Annotated in this window: 26 protein-coding genes and 1 pseudogene; 1 reads left to right on the top strand and 26 read right to left on the bottom strand. The window is 43.1% G+C overall.

Translation table 11 applies throughout. The features are described 5' to 3' along the window. Positions 1-99: 99 nt before the first annotated feature. Positions 100-816: an N-acetylmuramoyl-L-alanine amidase CwlD gene (cwlD, locus tag FFL34_RS09990; protein ID WP_138603326.1), complete on the bottom strand. Its 717-nt coding sequence runs from the start codon at positions 814-816 to the stop codon at positions 100-102. Between the two features lie 110 nt (positions 817-926). Between cwlD and FFL34_RS09985 the strand changes: the two genes are divergently transcribed. Then, positions 927-1,334 carry a DUF948 domain-containing protein gene (locus FFL34_RS09985; RefSeq protein ID WP_138603325.1) on the top strand — a complete coding sequence of 136 codons (408 nt, stop codon included), beginning with the start codon at positions 927-929 and terminating at the stop codon, positions 1,332-1,334. A gap of 82 nt (positions 1,335-1,416) precedes the next feature. On the opposite strand, the gene FFL34_RS09980 is transcribed toward FFL34_RS09985, so the two are convergent. The 25 genes and pseudogenes from FFL34_RS09980 to rplF form a co-directional block, all read right to left on the bottom strand. Next, complete coding sequence (locus FFL34_RS09980; RefSeq protein WP_138603324.1) at positions 1,417-1,761, bottom strand: DUF948 domain-containing protein; 345 nt, start codon at positions 1,759-1,761, stop codon at positions 1,417-1,419. A gap of 2 nt (positions 1,762-1,763) precedes the next feature. Next, on the bottom strand, positions 1,764-2,228 hold the full coding sequence (locus FFL34_RS09975; protein ID WP_138603323.1) for a DUF948 domain-containing protein: 465 nt from the start codon (positions 2,226-2,228) through the stop codon (positions 1,764-1,766). A gap of 135 nt (positions 2,229-2,363) precedes the next feature. Then, complete coding sequence (locus tag FFL34_RS09970; RefSeq protein WP_138603322.1) at positions 2,364-3,572, bottom strand: efflux RND transporter periplasmic adaptor subunit; 1,209 nt, start codon at positions 3,570-3,572, stop codon at positions 2,364-2,366. After that, a complete protein-coding gene (locus tag FFL34_RS09965; RefSeq protein ID WP_138603321.1) occupies positions 3,569-4,243 on the bottom strand; it encodes a hypothetical protein in 675 nt (224 codons plus the stop codon). The genes FFL34_RS09970 and FFL34_RS09965 overlap by 4 nt, the downstream gene beginning before the upstream one ends. Positions 4,244-4,332: 89 nt before the next feature. Further along, a complete protein-coding gene (locus tag FFL34_RS09960; RefSeq protein ID WP_138603320.1) occupies positions 4,333-5,499 on the bottom strand; it encodes a GNAT family N-acetyltransferase in 1,167 nt (388 codons plus the stop codon). 161 nt (positions 5,500-5,660) lie between these two features. Further along, the gene (gene rpsI, locus FFL34_RS09955) at positions 5,661-6,053 is read right to left on the bottom strand and encodes a 30S ribosomal protein S9 (protein WP_138603319.1); all 393 of its coding nucleotides are present in this window, start codon (positions 6,051-6,053) and stop codon (positions 5,661-5,663) included. Positions 6,054-6,072: 19 nt separating this feature from the next. Then, entirely contained in the window at positions 6,073-6,510 is a 438-nt protein-coding gene (gene rplM, locus FFL34_RS09950) for a 50S ribosomal protein L13 (protein WP_138603318.1), read from the bottom strand. A 187-nt stretch (positions 6,511-6,697) separates the two neighbouring features. Beyond that, entirely contained in the window at positions 6,698-7,483 is a 786-nt protein-coding gene (gene truA, locus FFL34_RS09945; RefSeq protein WP_138603317.1) for a tRNA pseudouridine(38-40) synthase TruA, read from the bottom strand. 85 nt (positions 7,484-7,568) lie between these two features. Then, complete coding sequence (locus tag FFL34_RS09940) at positions 7,569-8,366, bottom strand: energy-coupling factor transporter transmembrane component T family protein (protein ID WP_138603316.1); 798 nt, start codon at positions 8,364-8,366, stop codon at positions 7,569-7,571. Then, positions 8,359-9,231 (bottom strand): energy-coupling factor ABC transporter ATP-binding protein, encoded by an 873-nt coding sequence (locus FFL34_RS09935; protein ID WP_138603315.1) that lies wholly within the window; start codon positions 9,229-9,231, stop codon positions 8,359-8,361. Before FFL34_RS09935 ends, FFL34_RS09940 begins: the two co-directional genes overlap by 8 nt. Continuing rightward, positions 9,207-10,046 (bottom strand): energy-coupling factor ABC transporter ATP-binding protein, encoded by an 840-nt coding sequence (locus FFL34_RS09930; protein WP_138603314.1) that lies wholly within the window; start codon positions 10,044-10,046, stop codon positions 9,207-9,209. Before FFL34_RS09930 ends, FFL34_RS09935 begins: the two co-directional genes overlap by 25 nt. Before the next feature lie 133 nt (positions 10,047-10,179). Further along, positions 10,180-10,533: a 50S ribosomal protein L17 gene (rplQ, locus tag FFL34_RS09925; protein ID WP_138603313.1), complete on the bottom strand. Its 354-nt coding sequence runs from the start codon at positions 10,531-10,533 to the stop codon at positions 10,180-10,182. Between the two features lie 45 nt (positions 10,534-10,578). Next, positions 10,579-11,523 (bottom strand): DNA-directed RNA polymerase subunit alpha, encoded by a 945-nt coding sequence (locus tag FFL34_RS09920; RefSeq protein ID WP_138603312.1) that lies wholly within the window; start codon positions 11,521-11,523, stop codon positions 10,579-10,581. A gap of 225 nt (positions 11,524-11,748) precedes the next feature. Continuing rightward, positions 11,749-12,137, bottom strand: a pseudogene (gene rpsK / locus FFL34_RS09915) (30S ribosomal protein S11). Positions 12,138-12,157: 20 nt separating this feature from the next. Continuing rightward, the gene (gene rpsM, locus FFL34_RS09910; RefSeq protein WP_138603311.1) at positions 12,158-12,523 is read right to left on the bottom strand and encodes a 30S ribosomal protein S13; all 366 of its coding nucleotides are present in this window, start codon (positions 12,521-12,523) and stop codon (positions 12,158-12,160) included. Between the two features lie 22 nt (positions 12,524-12,545). Next, complete coding sequence (rpmJ, locus tag FFL34_RS09905) at positions 12,546-12,659, bottom strand: 50S ribosomal protein L36 (protein ID WP_138603310.1); 114 nt, start codon at positions 12,657-12,659, stop codon at positions 12,546-12,548. 36 nt (positions 12,660-12,695) lie between these two features. Further along, a complete protein-coding gene (infA, locus tag FFL34_RS09900; RefSeq protein ID WP_010529010.1) occupies positions 12,696-12,914 on the bottom strand; it encodes a translation initiation factor IF-1 in 219 nt (72 codons plus the stop codon). Further along, complete coding sequence (locus FFL34_RS09895; protein WP_138603309.1) at positions 12,907-13,224, bottom strand: KOW domain-containing RNA-binding protein; 318 nt, start codon at positions 13,222-13,224, stop codon at positions 12,907-12,909. The genes infA and FFL34_RS09895 overlap by 8 nt, the downstream gene beginning before the upstream one ends. Positions 13,225-13,364: 140 nt before the next feature. Further along, on the bottom strand, positions 13,365-14,012 hold the full coding sequence (locus FFL34_RS09890; RefSeq protein WP_138603308.1) for an adenylate kinase: 648 nt from the start codon (positions 14,010-14,012) through the stop codon (positions 13,365-13,367). Positions 14,013-14,040: 28 nt separating this feature from the next. Beyond that, on the bottom strand, positions 14,041-15,333 hold the full coding sequence (gene secY / locus FFL34_RS09885) for a preprotein translocase subunit SecY (RefSeq protein WP_138603307.1): 1,293 nt from the start codon (positions 15,331-15,333) through the stop codon (positions 14,041-14,043). Then, positions 15,333-15,773, bottom strand: a complete 441-nt coding sequence (gene rplO, locus FFL34_RS09880; protein ID WP_138603306.1) for a 50S ribosomal protein L15 — start codon at positions 15,771-15,773, stop codon at positions 15,333-15,335. Before rplO ends, secY begins: the two co-directional genes overlap by 1 nt. 28 nt (positions 15,774-15,801) lie before the next feature. Next, positions 15,802-15,984 carry a 50S ribosomal protein L30 gene (rpmD, locus tag FFL34_RS09875; protein ID WP_138603305.1) on the bottom strand — a complete coding sequence of 61 codons (183 nt, stop codon included), beginning with the start codon at positions 15,982-15,984 and terminating at the stop codon, positions 15,802-15,804. A gap of 13 nt (positions 15,985-15,997) precedes the next feature. Then, complete coding sequence (gene rpsE, locus FFL34_RS09870) at positions 15,998-16,501, bottom strand: 30S ribosomal protein S5 (RefSeq protein ID WP_138603304.1); 504 nt, start codon at positions 16,499-16,501, stop codon at positions 15,998-16,000. A gap of 24 nt (positions 16,502-16,525) precedes the next feature. After that, positions 16,526-16,888 (bottom strand): 50S ribosomal protein L18, encoded by a 363-nt coding sequence (gene rplR, locus FFL34_RS09865; protein WP_138603303.1) that lies wholly within the window; start codon positions 16,886-16,888, stop codon positions 16,526-16,528. A gap of 32 nt (positions 16,889-16,920) precedes the next feature. After that, on the bottom strand, positions 16,921-17,457 hold the full coding sequence (gene rplF, locus FFL34_RS09860) for a 50S ribosomal protein L6 (RefSeq protein WP_138603302.1): 537 nt from the start codon (positions 17,455-17,457) through the stop codon (positions 16,921-16,923). Between the last annotated feature and the right edge of the window lie 26 nt (positions 17,458-17,483).

Raw genomic sequence — 17,483 nt, 5'->3', positions numbered from 1 at the left:
ACACAACTTATTTTCATATTCGCACACAACGCTAGTATAACACAAATAACAAGACTTCTAAGTGATTTGAATCATGGGGATTGTGAAAGAAAACATCATTCATCCATCGTCCGGCTCCTCTGTAATATACCGAAGCATACCCTCGTAAATACTACCGGCCATTTTCTCCTGGTACGTATCACTTTTTAAGTTTTCACGTTCCTTTTGATTGGATAAGAATCCAATTTCAACAAGGGCTCCAGGCACTTCGGCATTTTTCAATAAATATACGTTATTGATCGCCAGCGATGTTCGCGTTGTATTTTCGAGATTACGTTTGATTTCGTCCTGAATCATTTCTGCCAAATGTTTGTTTTTACCTTTATTTGGATAGTAAAATGTCTGTGCTCCGTGCCATTTTTCCGTACCCAGCGCATTCAAATGCAGCGTGATAAAGAAATCCGCTTCCTTATCGTGGATAAACTTTAGCCGTTTACGAATATCTTCTGCTTTACGGCGTGATAGCCCTTTTGTTTCAGCCTTTGCTAAATCTTTATCCGTTTCCCTCGTCAAGTAAACAAGGGCACCGGATTGCTGCAAGTAGTCACGTGTTTTCTTCGCGACGGAAAGAGCTATATCTTTCTCAAGTGTGTCATCTTTTCCAACAGCCCCTCCGTCCACACCACCATGACCGGGGTCAATGACAATCGTCTTGCCGGATAAGGGAAGTGACCATGTTTCCCATGTAGAATTGGTCTTTTCAATTGGATATTGGATCAATAATGCCAATATAATAAAACCTGCTCCCCACATCAGCATCTTCTTTAATCGTTCCATAGCTTTCGCCCCTTATCATTCCTTCTGCTGACACCATTGTATGGGACAAGATGACCGTTTATGATAAAATAGGGCTAACGTAAAAATTATATAAAAAGGGGATTGATAAAATGGACTGGGCAGGAATTGGGGTTCTTCTTATCGGACTGGCATCACTTGCAGTCGCTATCTTATTAATCAAGCCACTGAGAAAACTGACAGAGCTACTTTCTAGCCTGCAGGATACAACCGGTGAACTTCCCGGCCAGGTTGCTTCTGTCATGGAAGATGCAAGCAGCACGCTTCGTTCGGGGACTGCTGCCATTAATGACGTGAATCGGCAGCTCAGCAAACTTAACCCCGCTATTCAGGTTGCCGGTGACATTGGTAGTGCAATCAAAAAACTGTCGGCGTCTGCAACAGCGATTAATCAGGAAATGCGTGCCAAAACGGATAACCGTATCATGGAACGATACAATCTTGAGTGGGTATATGGCATTGCCGCGTTAGGCTATTGCATATGGCAGCGTAAAAAGTAAACAAACCTTTTGTCAAAGACTTCCAATCATGCGGGATAAATAACGGGGTACCAACCACAAGATGGCTGGTACCCCAAGTTCATTAGTCTTGCTTTTCATTCCGTTCCATTTTCTTACTCATGGATGCACTAAACCGTGCCAGTGGGGAGGTTAACTTTCTAGAAGCCTCCCCAACATCACGAACCATGTAAAACAGCGGGCTCAGCGTGTGCAGCTTGTCATTCACTTCTGAAATGGTCTGGTTTGTCTGACTAAGCGCGGTACCGGTTTCTCTAAAAAGATCATCAAGCTGGTCAGGAAGCTTCTCCACTGTTTTTTCCATGCCACGAAGCAAATTGGCTAAATTATTTAGTGTCCAGGCAGCATACACCGCGATTACAAGAAATGCTGCCCCTATCAGGATTACACCTATTCCCGTTAAACTCATAATTATCCCTCATCTCTTGTTATTTTTTTACTTGTGCTCGGATTAACATTTTCCTTCAATCCATCTTTCTTCCACTTACGATAAACCTGATTGGCCACTTCCCCCCACTTCAAGGTATCTGTAAGCCTGTCCATGAATCGTGGTGACATGAATGCAGGAAGCTTCGTTGTTTTCGAATGTAACATTTGATTACACGCACTTATCGACGTTCCCATATGGTTAAGTGAGTCAAACACGCCATCCGCAGCAGCGACCTTATCATTTATATCATCTGCTGTTCTGCCTGTCTCTTCCAGCATTTTTTGTAACTCCGGCGTAATGTGGTTCATTTTCTTTTCCACATCACTCAATGTTTCACCGAGGGTTTCCATGGTGTTCGCGGCACGTTTTAATGCAACCGAAGCAAAGATAGCAACAACAGCGAATGCCACAGCGAACAAGAAAATCCCTATATAAATGAGTTCCATCCTGTATGTACCCCCTTCTCAGCATGATATAACCCGTTTCATCCCGGCAGAAAAGCAGCCCTTAGAAATTAGTTGGTGCTTGCTGCCGATGAACAATTGATAAAAACAATACCACATTATTTCCCTTCTAAAACATTATCTGGCCAGCAACCCTGTCACAATATACCGTCTCCAATTTACATTATCATATTTCCCTAACTGTTTCCATTCTATGTCACCCATTTTAAGCGGGGTGATAAAACCCGTATCTTCACGAAATTGACCATGGTCTTTTGTCGCAATCCATTCACCAACAGAGGCCCCACTTGTTATTTCAATCAAGTCATCCATAGAAATGCCTGTATGCACGGTTTGTCTTGCTAGTTTCCCTTCAGGTGTCATCTTCCATATGTTTTTTCCAAACAGTTGTCCTTGACTAACAGCGGCAGCACCTGGTGATTCATCAGTCGTTATTTGCAGATTAACATGATAACCGGGAAACAGCCCTTCTGTTTCCGCCTCTTCAGTAAACAGCACGTTAAAAGGATAAGCACTTGCTCCTTCCTGACTGATTGATTCAGGAACTTCAGCGATATCATCAAGTTTCCCCCGTAAAACAGTGCCATTTTCGCGTATAGTGACTGTTGCAGGCATGCCAGGTGCAGTCTGCATCCGCTGCGCCTCAGTCAACTGGCCTGTTGCCTGCAATTCTGTACCACGGATGGTGACGACTGGATTATCCAATGATTCCGATAAGGAGGTGACTTCACCTTGATACGGACTCATTACCGTCAGCGTCTCCCCGGTTGATTCCAATTCCGATAATTGTTTCCGGACACTTTTTAGTTGTGCCTGTTTATTCGTAAGCTCAGTCTCTTTTTCAGTTACGTATTCCTCTTTTAAATAATCCGTCTCTAGCGATTTACTGGTTCGTTTTTCCCCTTCAAAAGCAGTCATATCTTTCTCCGGAATCCGATAGTTCGCTATAGAAGTTATGGCTGTCTCAATCGCTTGTATTTCATTTGTTAATTGCTGCCGCTTCCGTTCCAAATCCGCGTGTAATGCTGCATAATTATCAACATGGTACTTATACAGTGGATCACCTACACTTACAGCCGTGCCTTCCTCCACCAAAAACTTCTGAAAACGACCGCTATCTTTACCAAAGTAGATATGGTTTACATTTTTAGCAGTCAGTACACCAGATGTGTTCGTTTTTTCCACCATGTCCTTCTTAGTAATTTGCGACCAGTCTTCCACATAGGATAAACGTGAAACTTTCCCCTCTTCATCAAAAAAGATGAAAAGACTATTCACAACGATTAGAATTCCTGTAAAGGCCAGGAACAGCTTTCCTCGATTCATGCAAACCACCCACTTATGAAATGTTGATCCATACTAGCAATGGTAGCAGTACCAGCCCAAAATAGCATATGCATTAACACGACACCGGCCCAGACCCAGCCCTTTCTTACCGGCGACAAATAGGTCAGGAAATTAACCTGAAACCAAATAATCCACAGCTGGAAAGCCGAGATAGCACCAAAAAAGAAGATAACCCACGGAATATCGAATGCATACGAAGCAATGATACCGAACGACAATGGTGATGTGAACCAATCCAAGCCAGCATAAACAGCCAGTGGTATCCACATAAGCCGCTCCACCAGCATTACAGCGAGGACGACCTGCTGCATAATGATTAATTTACGGTATTCAATTTTTGTAATGAGGTTAAAAATTATTGATGGAATAAATAGTATTAGGAATGCAAATAGGACCGCAAAACCAATCCTACCTATAATGAACCAGAGCTTGCCCACTTCATATCCAAGTGATCCTAGCGCTACTGCATCTTCAGAAATATAGCTTGTCCCCACTCCCAAAACTGCCATCCAAAGATAGATACCCATACTGAGTAAAATTAACAACAAGCCTTTCCACCACAATCCTTTAACTGTTTCCGCCTTTTTCACTCTGATCAGGTTATCATCCATTGCAAAGAAAAACTTTATTAACTTTACGTTGTACGTCACATTTATCCTTCCCCTAGTACGTCATTCGTTTTGTCTGTCTCTATGTATCTTTACTGTGTTGTTCCTTAGCTGGAAAAGGCACAAGTTGGTTAAAAGAAGTCCGGAAAAAAGGTCTGCCGCCCAGGAATTATGATATCCAGCTGCTTAACAGCATCTTGTTCCCCATGAATAAGGCCTGCATCATACAGTTCATTCGGACGTTTAAAACCAAGCATCATAGAGGTAAGGTACTGTACATTGCAATAAATAGCCTTTTGACTTTGCGTATCCGATTGTAAGCGAGTCACATTTATTTCCGAGCCAGTTTGCCTTAACTGATACACGCCATCGTTTTCCGGGAGAAACTCATCGTCAATATGTAATGCAATTGACACCTGTCTGCCTTGCTGAAATGGATAATGCTTTAAAAAGGCGGAAACATCAATAATCCGCGCCATAAAATAAGGGCTAATCTTTTGCTCAAAACTTGGTTCGTCTAACAGCAGTGCCAGGTTATCATTTTCGGGAACAATCATTTCCACCGTTTCCGCCATGGAATCGTGGTTAGCAATAAATTGAAGTAGCAACATACGCGCATTCAGGGTGTTGTATACCATTTCATGCACTATTAATTTCTTATCTGTTGCTTTATAAAGTATGTATCCTTCAGCCGTCCCATCTGCACTATAAGCAACTGCCTTATGCCAATTATCCTGCAGCACCCGCTCCTCCCACCATTTCGCATCTCGGACGAGCGTTCCGTTAAAACACTTAGCATATTCTGTATAAATGTCGTGTAAGAGATGGATATCCCAATCAATACGACGCACGCAACCGGTTGTGTCCCACTTCCGTTTCAAGCTTGTTACAGGGAGACTATACTGCTTTTGTGAGAAGGCATGCTCCCAGCCATATTTCCTGTAGAAGGCATACGAAAATGGGTGGAGAAAAGACAATGTCTGCCCATTTTGACGCATATAGGTTAATGCGTGGTGCAGTAACTTTCTTACCAATCCTTGCCTACGATATTCCGGCCACGTCGCAACTGAACTAACACCTCCCATGGCAAATGGTTTACCATTAATATAGCAGGATAGTGGAATGAGATGCACTTTTGCCGCTAATTCATCATCTGACATCCACCCCCAAATGATGTGCCGTTCGGCTTCTTGTTTCTTATGTTCAAATGCTTCTGCTGATAGCGTATACTGAAAAGCAAATTGTGACAGCGCAAAAATGGCATCAGCATCTTTGGTTGTGGATAATTGTTTAATCATTGTTTATGCATCTCCTTTCCGTTATATTTTCAGCTAATTTTATGATACAGGCAAATTCACGAAAAGAAAATAGTTTTCAGATACGTTTTTAGTAGGAAACCATTAAAAAACTCTCTTTTCGAAATAATGAAAAGAGAGTTTCGTAAACAATCATATTAACATTAACGCTTCGAGAACTGTGGTGAACGACGAGCGCCTCTAAGACCGTATTTCTTACGTTCTGTCGCACGTGCATCACGTGTAAGGTAACCTTCTCGCTTCAATGTTGCACGGTATTCCGGGTCCGCTTGCAGAAGGGCACGGGCAACGCCATGGCGAATCGCTCCAGCTTGGCCGGTGAAGCCGCCACCGTTAACATTTACCAAGACATCATACGTACCTTCTGTTTCTGTAGCTGCTAAAGGCTGTTTTAAAATAAGACGTTGTGTTTCATATGGAAAATAATCATCTGCATCACGTTTGTTAATGACAACCCGACCATTCCCAGGAACCAGGCGCACACGTGCAGTTGATTTCTTACGACGGCCAGTGCCGTAATATTGTACTTGTGCCATTTATTTTACCTCCTCTTAATTATCCGCGAAGTTCGTAAGCTTCCGGTTGTTGTGCTTGATGTTTATGTTCAGAACCTCTGTATACGTGCAATTTTTTGCCCATTCTACGACCCAATGGACCTTTTGGAAGCATGCCTTTAATCGTTGTCTCCAGCATCCTCTCAGGGTAGCTTGTACGCATTACGTTTGCTGAACGTGCCTTTAATCCGCCTGGATGGTTAGAGTGACGGTAATACATTTTATCCGTCAATTTTTTACCGGTCAATTCAATTTTTTCTGCATTAATAATGATGACATGGTCACCAGTGTCAGCGTGTGGTGTATAAGTTGGCTTATGCTTTCCGCGCAGGATAGAAGCAACTTCACTTGCCAAACGGCCGAGACGCTTGCCTTCAGCATCCACAACAAGCCATTTGCGTTCGAGTGTTTGTTCATTCGCCATGAAAGTTGTCCGCATGGTCGTTTCCCTCCATTGTAAACATTTGTTTCAGTCGTACGTTTTTATATTTCATCACAATTAGTTTCCGGGGCTAATCGTGGTTCAAAATAAAATGCCACAAATCATGATATACCAGAACTGCATAAAAGTCAAGGTTTGAACGCAGTCTTTTAAAAGACATATTATCCATGAAAGCAACATGTTATTACCTGGGTAATACTGTATTCATCTTATCTCCTATTATTTTTTCATTATATCTTACATTCCACAAATACAAACCTTGTGGCGGTAGTGTATCGCCTGCCAGCTGCCGGTCTTTCTTGGCAAACAGACAGTCTATGTCACCGGGTTCCATTTTGCTGCGACCGACTTCTAAAAGCGTGCCGGCTATAATTCGGACCATATTATATAAGAATCCATCCCCCCGCAAAACAATCTCAATCTGACTTCCATCCCGGTGGCAGGATACCTCATATAACGTCCGGACTTTACTCCCTTTTACCGCTGCTTTAGCAGAGGAAAACGTGGTGAAATCATGCGAGCCGACAAATTGTTTTCCGGCCTGCTGCATCGCTCTGATATCTAAAGCAAAGGGAAACTGGTATACATAGTTTTGTTTAAACACATCTTTCTCCCGTTCATTGTATATATAATAGCGATATTCTTTTTCTATCACGTCAAATCGGGCATGAAAGGCATCCGGTACTTCCGCTGTCTCATTCACATGTATATCAGAAGGCATCAATGAGTTAATGGCTCGTTTCCATTCAGTTGGTGTCAAGTTGTACGGGGATTCAAAGTGAGCCATCTGTGCCTTGGCATGAACCCCTTTATCGGTACGACCCGAGCCATGGATTTCAATGTGTGTTCCCTTATGAATTTTCATTAGAGCCTTCTCTAGTTCACCTTGAACCGTTCGGACCCGGGGCTGTATTTGATAGCCTGAGAAGCGTGTTCCATCATAGCTGATTTCACAAAGAATTTTCGTCATGTTCGTTCCAGCCCCTTTTCCTAGTAGCATCAGAAAGTATAAACTTTGGGAAGACTTTTAGAACAAAGACGCAAGCACCTTTGTTCTAATTCCTTGTTGCAAATAACGCGACGACAACTGCGATAAATAAGACAAATATAATAAAGTCCTTTTTCTCCAATTTCAATTCTCGCAGTTTCGTTCTTCCTTCTCCGCCCTGATATCCGCGAGCTTCCATCGCCATTGCCAACTCTTCCGCCCGTTTAAACGCACTGACAAACAGTGGAACCAACAGCGGAACTACCGCTTTGATCCGTTCTTTAATTGGACCGGTACGGAAGTCGACACCGCGCGACGCCTGTGCCTTTGATATTTTTTCCGTTTCCTGCATGAGCGTTGGAATAAACCGCAGTGAAATCGACATCATCAAAGCCAGCTCATGAACCGGGAAGCGCAACTTTTTCAAGGGGTGCAGCATATCCTCGATTGCGTCCGTTATTTCAATCGGTGTCGTTGTCAGTGTCAGCAGAGAAGTGACTAGAATCAGGAGAAAAAACCGCATAGAGATTGCAAAACCTTGTATAAGTGCGCCAGAATAAATCTTAAACCCAAGAACATCTATAAGAACGGTTCCTTCATTGGTGACAATAAGGTGCAAAATGAACGTAAACACAATTAAAAACCATACCGGTGTCAACCCTTTTAAAATAAACCGAATAGGAATGCTTGTTACAAACATACTTGTTAATGCAAAAATCGTCAGTAAACCATAACTTATAACCGAATTAGCAAGAAATACAATAAACACAAAAAAGAAAATGACCGTAATTTTCGTCCGGGGGTCAAGCCGGTGAACAAGGGATTTACCGGGAACATACTGACCGATAATCAATCCATTACTCATTCCGGTCATCCCCCTTCAGACTTTTTATGATTTCGCCAGCAATAGCAGTAACTGACTGGCGGTTGAATGGTATGTTTTCACCGAACTTCGCTGCAAATGCGTTCAAAAATTGCACCATTTCCGGTACATCAAGCCCGACTTGGTAGAGCGCCTCTTTCTTTGTCAGCACATCTACCGGACTTCCTTCCATATATTTGCTGCCCTTATTTAAAATAATCACCTGGTCGGCATATTTAACGGCATCTTCCATACTATGGGTTACAAGGATGGTTGTCAGTCCCTGTTGCTTGTGCAGGTCATAGAACATATCCATCATCTCTCGTTGCCCGCGTGGGTCAAGTCCTGCTGTCGGCTCATCCAATACGAGTACTTCCGGTTTTGTTGCTAGTACACCGGCGATTGCCACCCGACGCATTTGTCCGCCACTCAAGTCAAACGGTGAGCGCTCCAGTAACTCATCCGAGAGCCCTACTCCCGGTGTGATCGCGCGGATTCGTTTCTCAATTTCATCTTTTTGTACACCGAAATTTTCCGGTCCGAATGCAATATCCTTTTTGACCGTTTCCTCAAACAGTTGATGTTCAGGATATTGAAATACAACACCTACGCGGCTGCGCAATTCTTTCATGTGACTTGGCTTTTCACTATGCGTCAGTCGGTAAGAACCGATTGTTACTTCTCCCTGACTAGGACGGATTAAACCGTTTAAATGCTGAATCAGCGTTGACTTACCTGAACCTGTATGCCCGATGACTGCTGTGAATGAACCTGATGGGATATGAAAGGATAAATTGTCAACTGCCTTATGGGCAAAAGGGGTATTCGCTTGATAAATGTAGCTCACATGGTTGAATGTAATATCCATAGTTCCTCCAGCAGTTCGTCGTGGTTTAGTGGTTCATTCTCAATCGGGACACCTGCTTTACGAAGTTCATCAGACAGGGTCGCAACAAATGGAACGTCCAGACCAATGCGCTGCAGTTTCTCTTTCTTGGCAAAAATCCCCCTCGGTGTTGACTCGTCCCAAACTTCTCCCTCATTCATCACGATGACACGCTCTGTTTGCACGACTTCCTCCAAGTCATGGGTAATCGTGATTAGGGAAAGATGGCGCTCTTTTTGCACATCTGAAACTGTTTGCATGATCTCTTTTCGACCCTTGGGATCAAGCATTGCGGTGGCTTCATCCATGATAAGAACACTAGGAAAAATAGCCAAAACGCCAGCAATGGCCACTCGTTGTTTTTGTCCGCCGGATAATTTATGTGGCTCGGTCATTCGGTGTTGCTGCATACCAACAGCTATTAAAGTATCATCTATCCGTTTTGCCATTTCAGCACGTGGAATGCCCCGATTTTCCATGCCAAAAGCCACATCATCCTGAACGGTTGTCCCAACAAATTGGTTGTCTGGATTTTGAAAGACCATACCAACATCTTTGCGAACTTCCCAAACCGTCTCATTATTCACATGCTGTCCATTAATGATAATTTCCCCTTCTTGTGGAAAAAGCAGACCATTCATCAGTTTCGCAATGGTTGACTTTCCCGACCCATTATGGCCGATGATGGCAACTGACTCATTTTCATAAATGACAAACGAACAGTTCTTCAGTACCCAAGGCTGCTCATCTCCGTACCTGAACGATACATTTCTAAACTCAACTAATCTTTTTCGCATATTGCCACGCCTCCTCTACCCCGATGATCAATGCCCTCTAGTGGGACAGGTATTTCCCATATGTCCCTACAAAAAAAGGGCTTGGATTCACCTCTTGGAAGAGATTCTGTCCTGCCCTTAGCGTACAGCTTCATTAAACTAGTTCGATGATTGCCATCTTAGCTCCATCACCTTGACGAGGACCTAGCTTAAGCACTCGTGTATAGCCGCCCTGTCTGTCTTCATAGCGTGCAGCGACGTCATTAAAAAGTTTTTGAATAACCTTTTCGTCTTCATTTGCTTCCTGATCATACAGAAAAGCTGCTGCCTGACGACGTGCATGAAGATCACCGCGCTTACCAAGTGTAATCATTTTTTCCACGGCTGACCTTAAATCTTTTGCTCTAGCTTCCGTTGTTTCAATACGTTCATGGATGATTAAATCAGATGCTAGATTGCGCAGCATTGCCATCCGATGATCTGTTGTGCGACCTAATTTTCTGGCCATGGTATCCCTCCTTATCACTGAAAGTCTTAAGATGTCTTATGCTAATCAGTCATCATCACGTAAACCCAAGCCTAAATCGGTCAATTTCACTTTTACTTCTTCCAGTGATTTACGACCTAGGTTGCGGACTTTCATCATGTCTTCTTCAGATTTATTCGCAAGTTCCTGAACCGTATTTATTCCGGCGCGTTTCAGACAGTTGTAGGATCTTACGGACAAATCAAGTTCTTCTATTGTCATTTCCATGACTTTTTCTTTTTGGTCTTCTTCTTTCTCAACCATGATTTCTGCCTTTTGTGCTTCATCAGTCAGTCCGATAAAGATGTTTAAATGTTCGTTGAAGACCTTCGCACCTAAAGAGACGGCTTCTTCAGGGCGAATGCTTCCATCCGTCCATACATCCAGCGTCAGTTTATCATAGTTTGTTACTTGCCCTACACGGGTGTTCTCGACCTGATAGGTTACGCGTGATACCGGCGTAAATATAGAATCTACTGGGATGACACCAATTGGCTGTTCGTCATATTTGTTTGCCTCAGCCGGGCGATAACCGCGGCCACGTTCCGCTGTAATTTTCATATGCAGCGATTCATTACCGTTGATCGTTGCGATATGCAGATCAGGATTCAACACTTCTACATCACTGTCGTAAGTTAAGTCTGCAGCCGTAACTTTCCCTTCACCCTGCACATCAATCTCTAATGTTTTTTCATCATCAGAGTATATTTTCAGTGCAAGCTTTTTCAAGTTCAAAATAATCGATGTCACATCTTCCACAACTCCATGAACAGTGGAAAATTCATGCTGAGCGCCATCAATCTGAACCGATGTAACAGCAGCACCCGGAAGTGAGGATAGCAGGATACGACGCAAGGAGTTTCCTAGAGTAGTACCATATCCACGTTCAAGCGGTTCGGCGACGAACTTCCCAAATGTAGCATCATCGGCGATCTCTACCGTTTCTATACCCGGTTTTTCTATTTCGATCATTCTATAAAACCCTCCTTTAAAACGTCGAAACCCCGGTTAGACAGGTGACATTGCCTAACCGAAATTCCCCAAATAGGCAGTTGGCGTTTCTGCGCTAAAGACTTTTCGTACATGTTTGTCTCTGTCTTGCAGTACTAGGATTAATCAAGAAAATAAATTCCCGACGATACACTTTTAGCTATCATAACCCATTATAGACAGTGTGACAAATTCTATACGGTATAATTATACACGACGACGTTTTGGCGGGCGGCAGCCATTATGGGGAACGGGTGTTACATCACGAATTGCTGTAACTTCCAATCCGGCTGCCTGTAATGAACGGATTGCAGCTTCACGGCCTGCACCTGACCTTTAACGGTTACTTCCAGTGACTTCATGCCATTTTCTACTGCCGTTTTTGCAGCTGTTTCTGCAGCCATCTGTGCAGCAAATGGGGTTGATTTACGGGAACCTTTAAAGCCTAGTGCACCGGCAGAACTCCATCCGATAGAATTACCTTTGATATCCGTAATCGTTACAATGGTATTATTGAATGTCGAACGGATATGTGCTACACCAGTGTCAATATTCTTTTTCACACGACGTTTGCGTGTAGTTGGTTTGCGAGCCATAATTATAAACCTCCTTTACGTTACTTTTTCTTATTGGCCATCGTACGGCGTGGTCCTTTGCGTGTACGGGAATTATTTTTCGTTTTCTGCCCGCGCAATGGCAACCCACGGCGATGTCTAACGCCTCTGTAGGAACCAATTTCGATGAGACGTTTTATATTCAGCGATGTTTCACGGCGAAGATCACCCTCAACAGTGTAGTCACCGATTACTTGACGAATGCTCGACAGTTCATCTTCTGTCAGGTCACGAACGCGTGTGTTTTCGGATACACCTGCTTCTTTCAGGATTTCCTGTGCAGTACTTTTACCGACTCCGTGAATATATGTCAGTGAAATGACAACACGTTTATCACGTGGAATATCAATACCTGCAATACGTGCCATAAGTTTTGCACCTCCTTATTATTTAGCCTTGTTTCTGTTTGTGTTTCGGATTATCGCAAATCACCATTACTTTGCCTTTTCGTTTAATAATCTTACATTTTTCGCAAATCGGCTTTACAGATGCTCTTACTTTCATCAGCTTTACCTCCTTTAATAACGGAGCTCATGTCGCCTATTTATAACGGTACGTAATTCGTCCTTTAGTTAAATCATACGGTGAAAGTTCTACCGTTACCTTATCACCAGGTAAGATGCGGATGAAATGCATACGGATTTTCCCAGAAACATGGGCTAACACCGTATGACCGTTTTCAAGTTCCACATTAAACATCGCATTTGGCAATGTTTCTGTTACGGTACCTTCCACTTCAATAACATCGTCTTTAGCCATCGTGCTTGTCTCCCTTCTTCAAATCAGTCACTTCATTGATAAATTTCGTTATGGCAAATCGCAATTTACCATTTGTGACACGACCGGTTTCTAGAAGGCTGTTTTGGACTTCCGGAGAAATATAATCCATTGCTTCAATATGATACAAATTCTTTTTCTTTGGCCGATCATATTTGCGTTTTTCTCCGTCTGCCAGCAAGACAAAACGGTCATCAATCAGTTTCAATACTACCGCATATTGACCTGCCTCACGTCCTTGCACAATACGAACAACTTGACCTATTCGCGGAATCGAACCATCTTCGTTCAACAACGATCACCTTCGTTTAGGTTTTATTATGATAAACTATCCGGCAATAGCGGTATAATTATCGCTGTCTATACTACAGGATTCATTATAACGTCTATCGTAAAACATATCCAACATATGCTGGAAACCGGCAGAAATACTTATCTCTTTTCTATCGCTGCTTGAATATCGCTGAATACTTGATTGATATCCTGGTCACCGTTAATGCCTACAAGATATCCTTTTGCCTCATAATAGTCCAGTAACGGTTTCGCCTGTTCCATGTTTACTTTCAGACGGTTCTTGACTGTTTCAGCCTGATCATCTTCACGCTGTATTAATTGGGAACCATCCTTGTCACACAGGCCTTCCTGTTCAGGAGGGTTGTAGATGACATGATAAGTTGTACCGCATTCCGGACAGATTCTGCGGCCTGTGAGTCGCTCTATCAGTTTTTCTTCCGGAACGCTAACATGCAACACATAGTCAATGGATTCCTTCATATCCGATAACAGAGATTCCAATCCTTCCGCTTGTGCAATCGTTCTAGGAAAACCATCCAGCAAGAAACCATCTTTACAGTCATCTTTCTGCAAACGCTCTTTGACAATTCCTATTGTTACGTCATCAGGAACAAGTTCACCTTGATCCATATATGCTTTCGCCTTCTGACCTAATTCCGTTCCTTCTTTAATCGCTAAGCGGAACATATCTCCTGTTGAAATATGAGGGATGTTATACCGTTCGTTTATCTTTTCTGCCTGTGTACCTTTTCCAGCACCGGGCAAACCCATCAGTATTAAATTCATCAATTTCCCCTCGCTCTCATTTGCAGCATCACTTAATGAAACCTTTGTAATGCCGCTTCACTAGTTGGCTTTCCAGTTGTTTCATTGTCTGCAGAGCAACACCTACAACAATCAATAAGCTTGTGCCACCAATTCGTACGGCTTGCGGCAAATTAGCAAGCCCGCCCAAAACGATTGGCAATACAGCAACAGCAGCCAAGAAAATGGAACCAACAAATGTTAAGCGATACATGACACGTGTAAGATAAGTCTCCGTGTTCTTGCCAGGGCGTATCCCCGGTATATATCCACCTTGTTTCTGCAGGTTCTCTGCCATCTGCTCAGGATTGACTTGAACAAATGTGTAAAAATACGTAAACGCGATGATCAAGGCAATATAAATGACCATACCAATTGGCTGCGTGTAATCAAAAATAGATTCTACGGTTGCAGCAATATCATTACCCTCAAAAAGGCCGGCAACCGTTCGTGGCGCAACAATAAATGCAATGGAGAAGATAACCGGAATAACTCCAGCGGCATTCACTTTCAATGGCAAATGTGTCGAGTGACCACCCACAGGTGAACGGTTAACAAGTTTTTTGGCGTATTGAATCGGTATTTTACGCAAAGCCTGTTGAATGAAAATTACCCCTACAGTAACTGCCACCACTACTAATGCTATTAGCGCAACAATTACTATATTAATAAATAATTCATCACCTGCATCAACGAAATACTGACTATACAACTGGTTCACGCCATTTGGAACAGCTGCCACAATACCGGCAAAAATCAAAATGGAAATCCCGTTTCCAACTCCATTTGCTGTGATCTGTTCACCAAGCCACATCAAAAAGGTTGTTCCACTTGTCAATACGATGGCGATGATAAGAAACTTCCATATACTTGGATTGCTAATCAACATCCCACCTGCCATTGCGTTGAAACCAATAGACATGGCAATTGCTTGAACAAATGCCAACGCTACAGTACCGTAGCGAGTGATCTGAGCCAACTTTTTACGTCCCATTTCTCCTTGCTTCTTCCACTCCGTAAACTTTGGCACAACATCCATCTGTAACAGCTGCATGATGATCGAAGCGGTAATATAAGGCATAATTCCCATCGCAAAAATGGAAAAGTTCTTTAATGCTCCACCACCGAATGTGTTCAAAAAGCCGAAAACATTCTGCTGATTCATGAAGTCGATAGCTTCTTTATCCGTATACGGCACCGGAATAAATGTACCAAGGCGGAAAACAATCAGCATCAGCAATGTGAATATGATTTTCCGTCTGATATCACCAATGCGCATAAAGTTGGAGATTGTACGGAACATTAAACCACCTCTGTTTTACCGCCCGCTGCCTCGATTGCTTCTTTCGCTGAAGCAGAGAACTTATGAGCTTTTACAGTGAATTGCTTTTCAACATTACCTTTTCCAAGCACTTTAATGCCAGATTTCGGTTTGCTGACGACACCTTCTTCAAGTAACAGCTCAGGTGTAATCTCTGTGCCCTCTTCAAAACGATTTAAAGCATCTAGGTTTACAATCGCGAATTCCTTACGGTGGATATTCGTGAAACCACGTTTAGGCAGACGCTGGAACAAAGGCATTTGACCACCCTCGAAGCCAGGACGGGTGCTGCTTCCTTCCCGCGCTTTTTGCCCTTTATGGCCTCTGCCGGAGGTCTTTCCGTTACCGGAGGACATTCCTCGTCCGACGCGGTTTCGCCTTTTACGAGCTCCTTCTGATGACTTTAATTCATGAAGTTTCATATGTGCACCTCCTCTTACGCTTATGATTTTAAACTTCTTTAACAGTTACTAAGTGAGATACTTTATCAATCATACCACGTACGGCTGGTGTATCTTCACGTACCACGGATTGGCGGATTTTCTTCAGACCTAAGGAATTGACCGTCTGGCGCTGTGCTTCCGTCCGGCCAATAACACTGCGCATGAGGGTAATTTCTAATTGTTTGGACATAGCTTCTCCCTCCTTACCCTAACAGTTCTTCTACAGATTTACCGCGAAGTTTAGCTACATTTTCTGCTGTTTTTAGATTTGATAAACCATTGAGCGTTGCGCGAATCATATTAATAGGTGTGTTGGAACCGAGTGATTTTGTCAAGATATCACCTACACCTGCAAGCTCCAGAATCGCACGCACTGGACCACCTGAGATAACTCCCGTACCTTCCGCAGCTGGTTTCATTAACACATTACCGGACCCATATATTCCATGAATCTGGTGTGGAATAGTTGTACCGACGATTGGCACCTCAATTAGATTCTTTTTGGCATCATCTACTGCTTTTTTAATTGCTTCCGGAACTTCTTTAGCTTTTCCTGTTCCAAAGCCTACATGACCATTTTTATCTCCAACAACAACAAGTGCTGCAAAACGGAAGTTACGTCCACCTTTTACTACTTTTGCTACACGGTTTATCGTAACAACACGCTCTTCAAGATCTAATTTGTTTGGATCGATGCTAGTATTCATTCATGTCCCTCCTTTATTACACGATTAAAATTCAAGCCCAGTTTCACGGGCAGCATCAGCCAATGCTTTTACACGACCATGATAAAGGTATCCACCACGGTCAAAAACTACAGAGTGATAGCCTTTATCCTGAGCACGTTTAGCAACCAATTTACCTACTTCTTTAGCCGCTTCAACGTTGCTAGTAGCTTCCAGATTCAGATTGTTATCATTAGTGGAAGCACTTGCTACTGTGATGCCTGCAGTATCATCAATCAACTGTGCATAAATATGCTTATTTGAACGGTACACATTAAGACGAGGGCGCTCATCTGTACCAGAAACATTCTTTCGGACACGCGCATGCCTCTTTTTGCGCAAATCGTTTTTGTCAGGTTTTGTGATCATCCGGGTCACTCCTTTCTGCTCCCTAACTAACCTTACTTAGCAGTTTTACCTTCTTTTTGGCGTACATATTCGCCTTCATAGCGAATACCTTTGCCTTTATATGGTTCAGGCGGTCGGATCGCTCTGATTTTTGCGGCAACAGCGCCAACGAGTTCCTTGTCAATGCCTTTGATAACAACTCTTGTGTTTTGCGGCACATCAACTTCAATGCCTTCCACTGGCTCAACTTCAACCGGGTGTGAATACCCAGCGTTGACAATTATCTTATCGCCCTGTTTTTGAGCACGATAACCGACACCATTGATCTCCAACGCCTTCTCAAAGCCTTGGTGAACACCAGCAACCATATTGGCGATCAGGCTGCGAGTCGTACCATGCAATGCACGGTGTTCTTTGTGCTCACTTGGACGTTCAACAGTTAGTACATTATCGTTAATAACAACTTTCATGTCCGAGTGAATATTTCTTGTTAATTCACCTTTGGGGCCTTTTACTGTAACAGTGTTTCCATCAAGATTCACTTCGACACCCTCTGGGATTTCGAGTGGTTTCAGTCCTATACGAGACATTCCATACACCTCCTGTCTTAAAAGTC

Source organism: Lentibacillus cibarius (assembly GCF_005887555.1).
GTDB lineage: Bacteria > Bacillota > Bacilli > Bacillales > Amphibacillaceae > Lentibacillus > Lentibacillus cibarius.
The sequence above is the reverse complement of the archived record's forward strand: the minus strand, read 5'-3'. Positions and strand labels throughout refer to the sequence as shown.

What these genes read in the sequence shown, in the direction of transcription:
- rpsI (WP_138603319.1), bottom strand. Translation starts at nt 6,053, where the DNA reads ATGGCACAAGTACAATATTACGGCACTGGCCGTCGTAAGAAATCAACT.
- rplF (WP_138603302.1), bottom strand. Translation starts at nt 17,457, where the DNA reads ATGTCTCGTATAGGACTGAAACCACTCGAAATCCCAGAGGGTGTCGAA.
- FFL34_RS09985 (WP_138603325.1), top strand. Translation starts at nt 927, where the DNA reads ATGGACTGGGCAGGAATTGGGGTTCTTCTTATCGGACTGGCATCACTT.
- FFL34_RS09970 (WP_138603322.1), bottom strand. Translation starts at nt 3,572, where the DNA reads ATGAATCGAGGAAAGCTGTTCCTGGCCTTTACAGGAATTCTAATCGTT.
- rplO (WP_138603306.1), bottom strand. Translation starts at nt 15,773, where the DNA reads ATGAAACTTCATGAATTAAAGTCATCAGAAGGAGCTCGTAAAAGGCGA.
- rplM (WP_138603318.1), bottom strand. Translation starts at nt 6,510, where the DNA reads ATGCGGACAACTTTCATGGCGAATGAACAAACACTCGAACGCAAATGG.
- rpsE (WP_138603304.1), bottom strand. Translation starts at nt 16,501, where the DNA reads ATGAATACTAGCATCGATCCAAACAAATTAGATCTTGAAGAGCGTGTT.
- FFL34_RS09920 (WP_138603312.1), bottom strand. Translation starts at nt 11,523, where the DNA reads ATGATCGAAATAGAAAAACCGGGTATAGAAACGGTAGAGATCGCCGAT.
- FFL34_RS09975 (WP_138603323.1), bottom strand. Translation starts at nt 2,228, where the DNA reads ATGGAACTCATTTATATAGGGATTTTCTTGTTCGCTGTGGCATTCGCT.
- infA (WP_010529010.1), bottom strand. Translation starts at nt 12,914, where the DNA reads ATGGCTAAAGACGATGTTATTGAAGTGGAAGGTACCGTAACAGAAACA.
- rplQ (WP_138603313.1), bottom strand. Translation starts at nt 10,533, where the DNA reads ATGGCCAGAAAATTAGGTCGCACAACAGATCATCGGATGGCAATGCTG.
- FFL34_RS09940 (WP_138603316.1), bottom strand. Translation starts at nt 8,366, where the DNA reads ATGAGTAATGGATTGATTATCGGTCAGTATGTTCCCGGTAAATCCCTT.
- FFL34_RS09890 (WP_138603308.1), bottom strand. Translation starts at nt 14,012, where the DNA reads ATGAATTTAATACTGATGGGTTTGCCCGGTGCTGGAAAAGGTACACAG.
- FFL34_RS09980 (WP_138603324.1), bottom strand. Translation starts at nt 1,761, where the DNA reads ATGAGTTTAACGGGAATAGGTGTAATCCTGATAGGGGCAGCATTTCTT.
- cwlD (WP_138603326.1), bottom strand. Translation starts at nt 816, where the DNA reads ATGGAACGATTAAAGAAGATGCTGATGTGGGGAGCAGGTTTTATTATA.
- FFL34_RS09960 (WP_138603320.1), bottom strand. Translation starts at nt 5,499, where the DNA reads ATGATTAAACAATTATCCACAACCAAAGATGCTGATGCCATTTTTGCG.
- rpmJ (WP_138603310.1), bottom strand. Translation starts at nt 12,659, where the DNA reads ATGAAAGTAAGAGCATCTGTAAAGCCGATTTGCGAAAAATGTAAGATT.
- truA (WP_138603317.1), bottom strand. Translation starts at nt 7,483, where the DNA reads ATGACGAAAATTCTTTGTGAAATCAGCTATGATGGAACACGCTTCTCA.
- rpsM (WP_138603311.1), bottom strand. Translation starts at nt 12,523, where the DNA reads ATGGCACGTATTGCAGGTATTGATATTCCACGTGATAAACGTGTTGTC.
- rpmD (WP_138603305.1), bottom strand. Translation starts at nt 15,984, where the DNA reads ATGTCCAAACAATTAGAAATTACCCTCATGCGCAGTGTTATTGGCCGG.
- FFL34_RS09935 (WP_138603315.1), bottom strand. Translation starts at nt 9,231, where the DNA reads ATGGATATTACATTCAACCATGTGAGCTACATTTATCAAGCGAATACC.
- secY (WP_138603307.1), bottom strand. Translation starts at nt 15,333, where the DNA reads ATGTTCCGTACAATCTCCAACTTTATGCGCATTGGTGATATCAGACGG.
- rplR (WP_138603303.1), bottom strand. Translation starts at nt 16,888, where the DNA reads ATGATCACAAAACCTGACAAAAACGATTTGCGCAAAAAGAGGCATGCG.
- FFL34_RS09930 (WP_138603314.1), bottom strand. Translation starts at nt 10,046, where the DNA reads ATGCGAAAAAGATTAGTTGAGTTTAGAAATGTATCGTTCAGGTACGGA.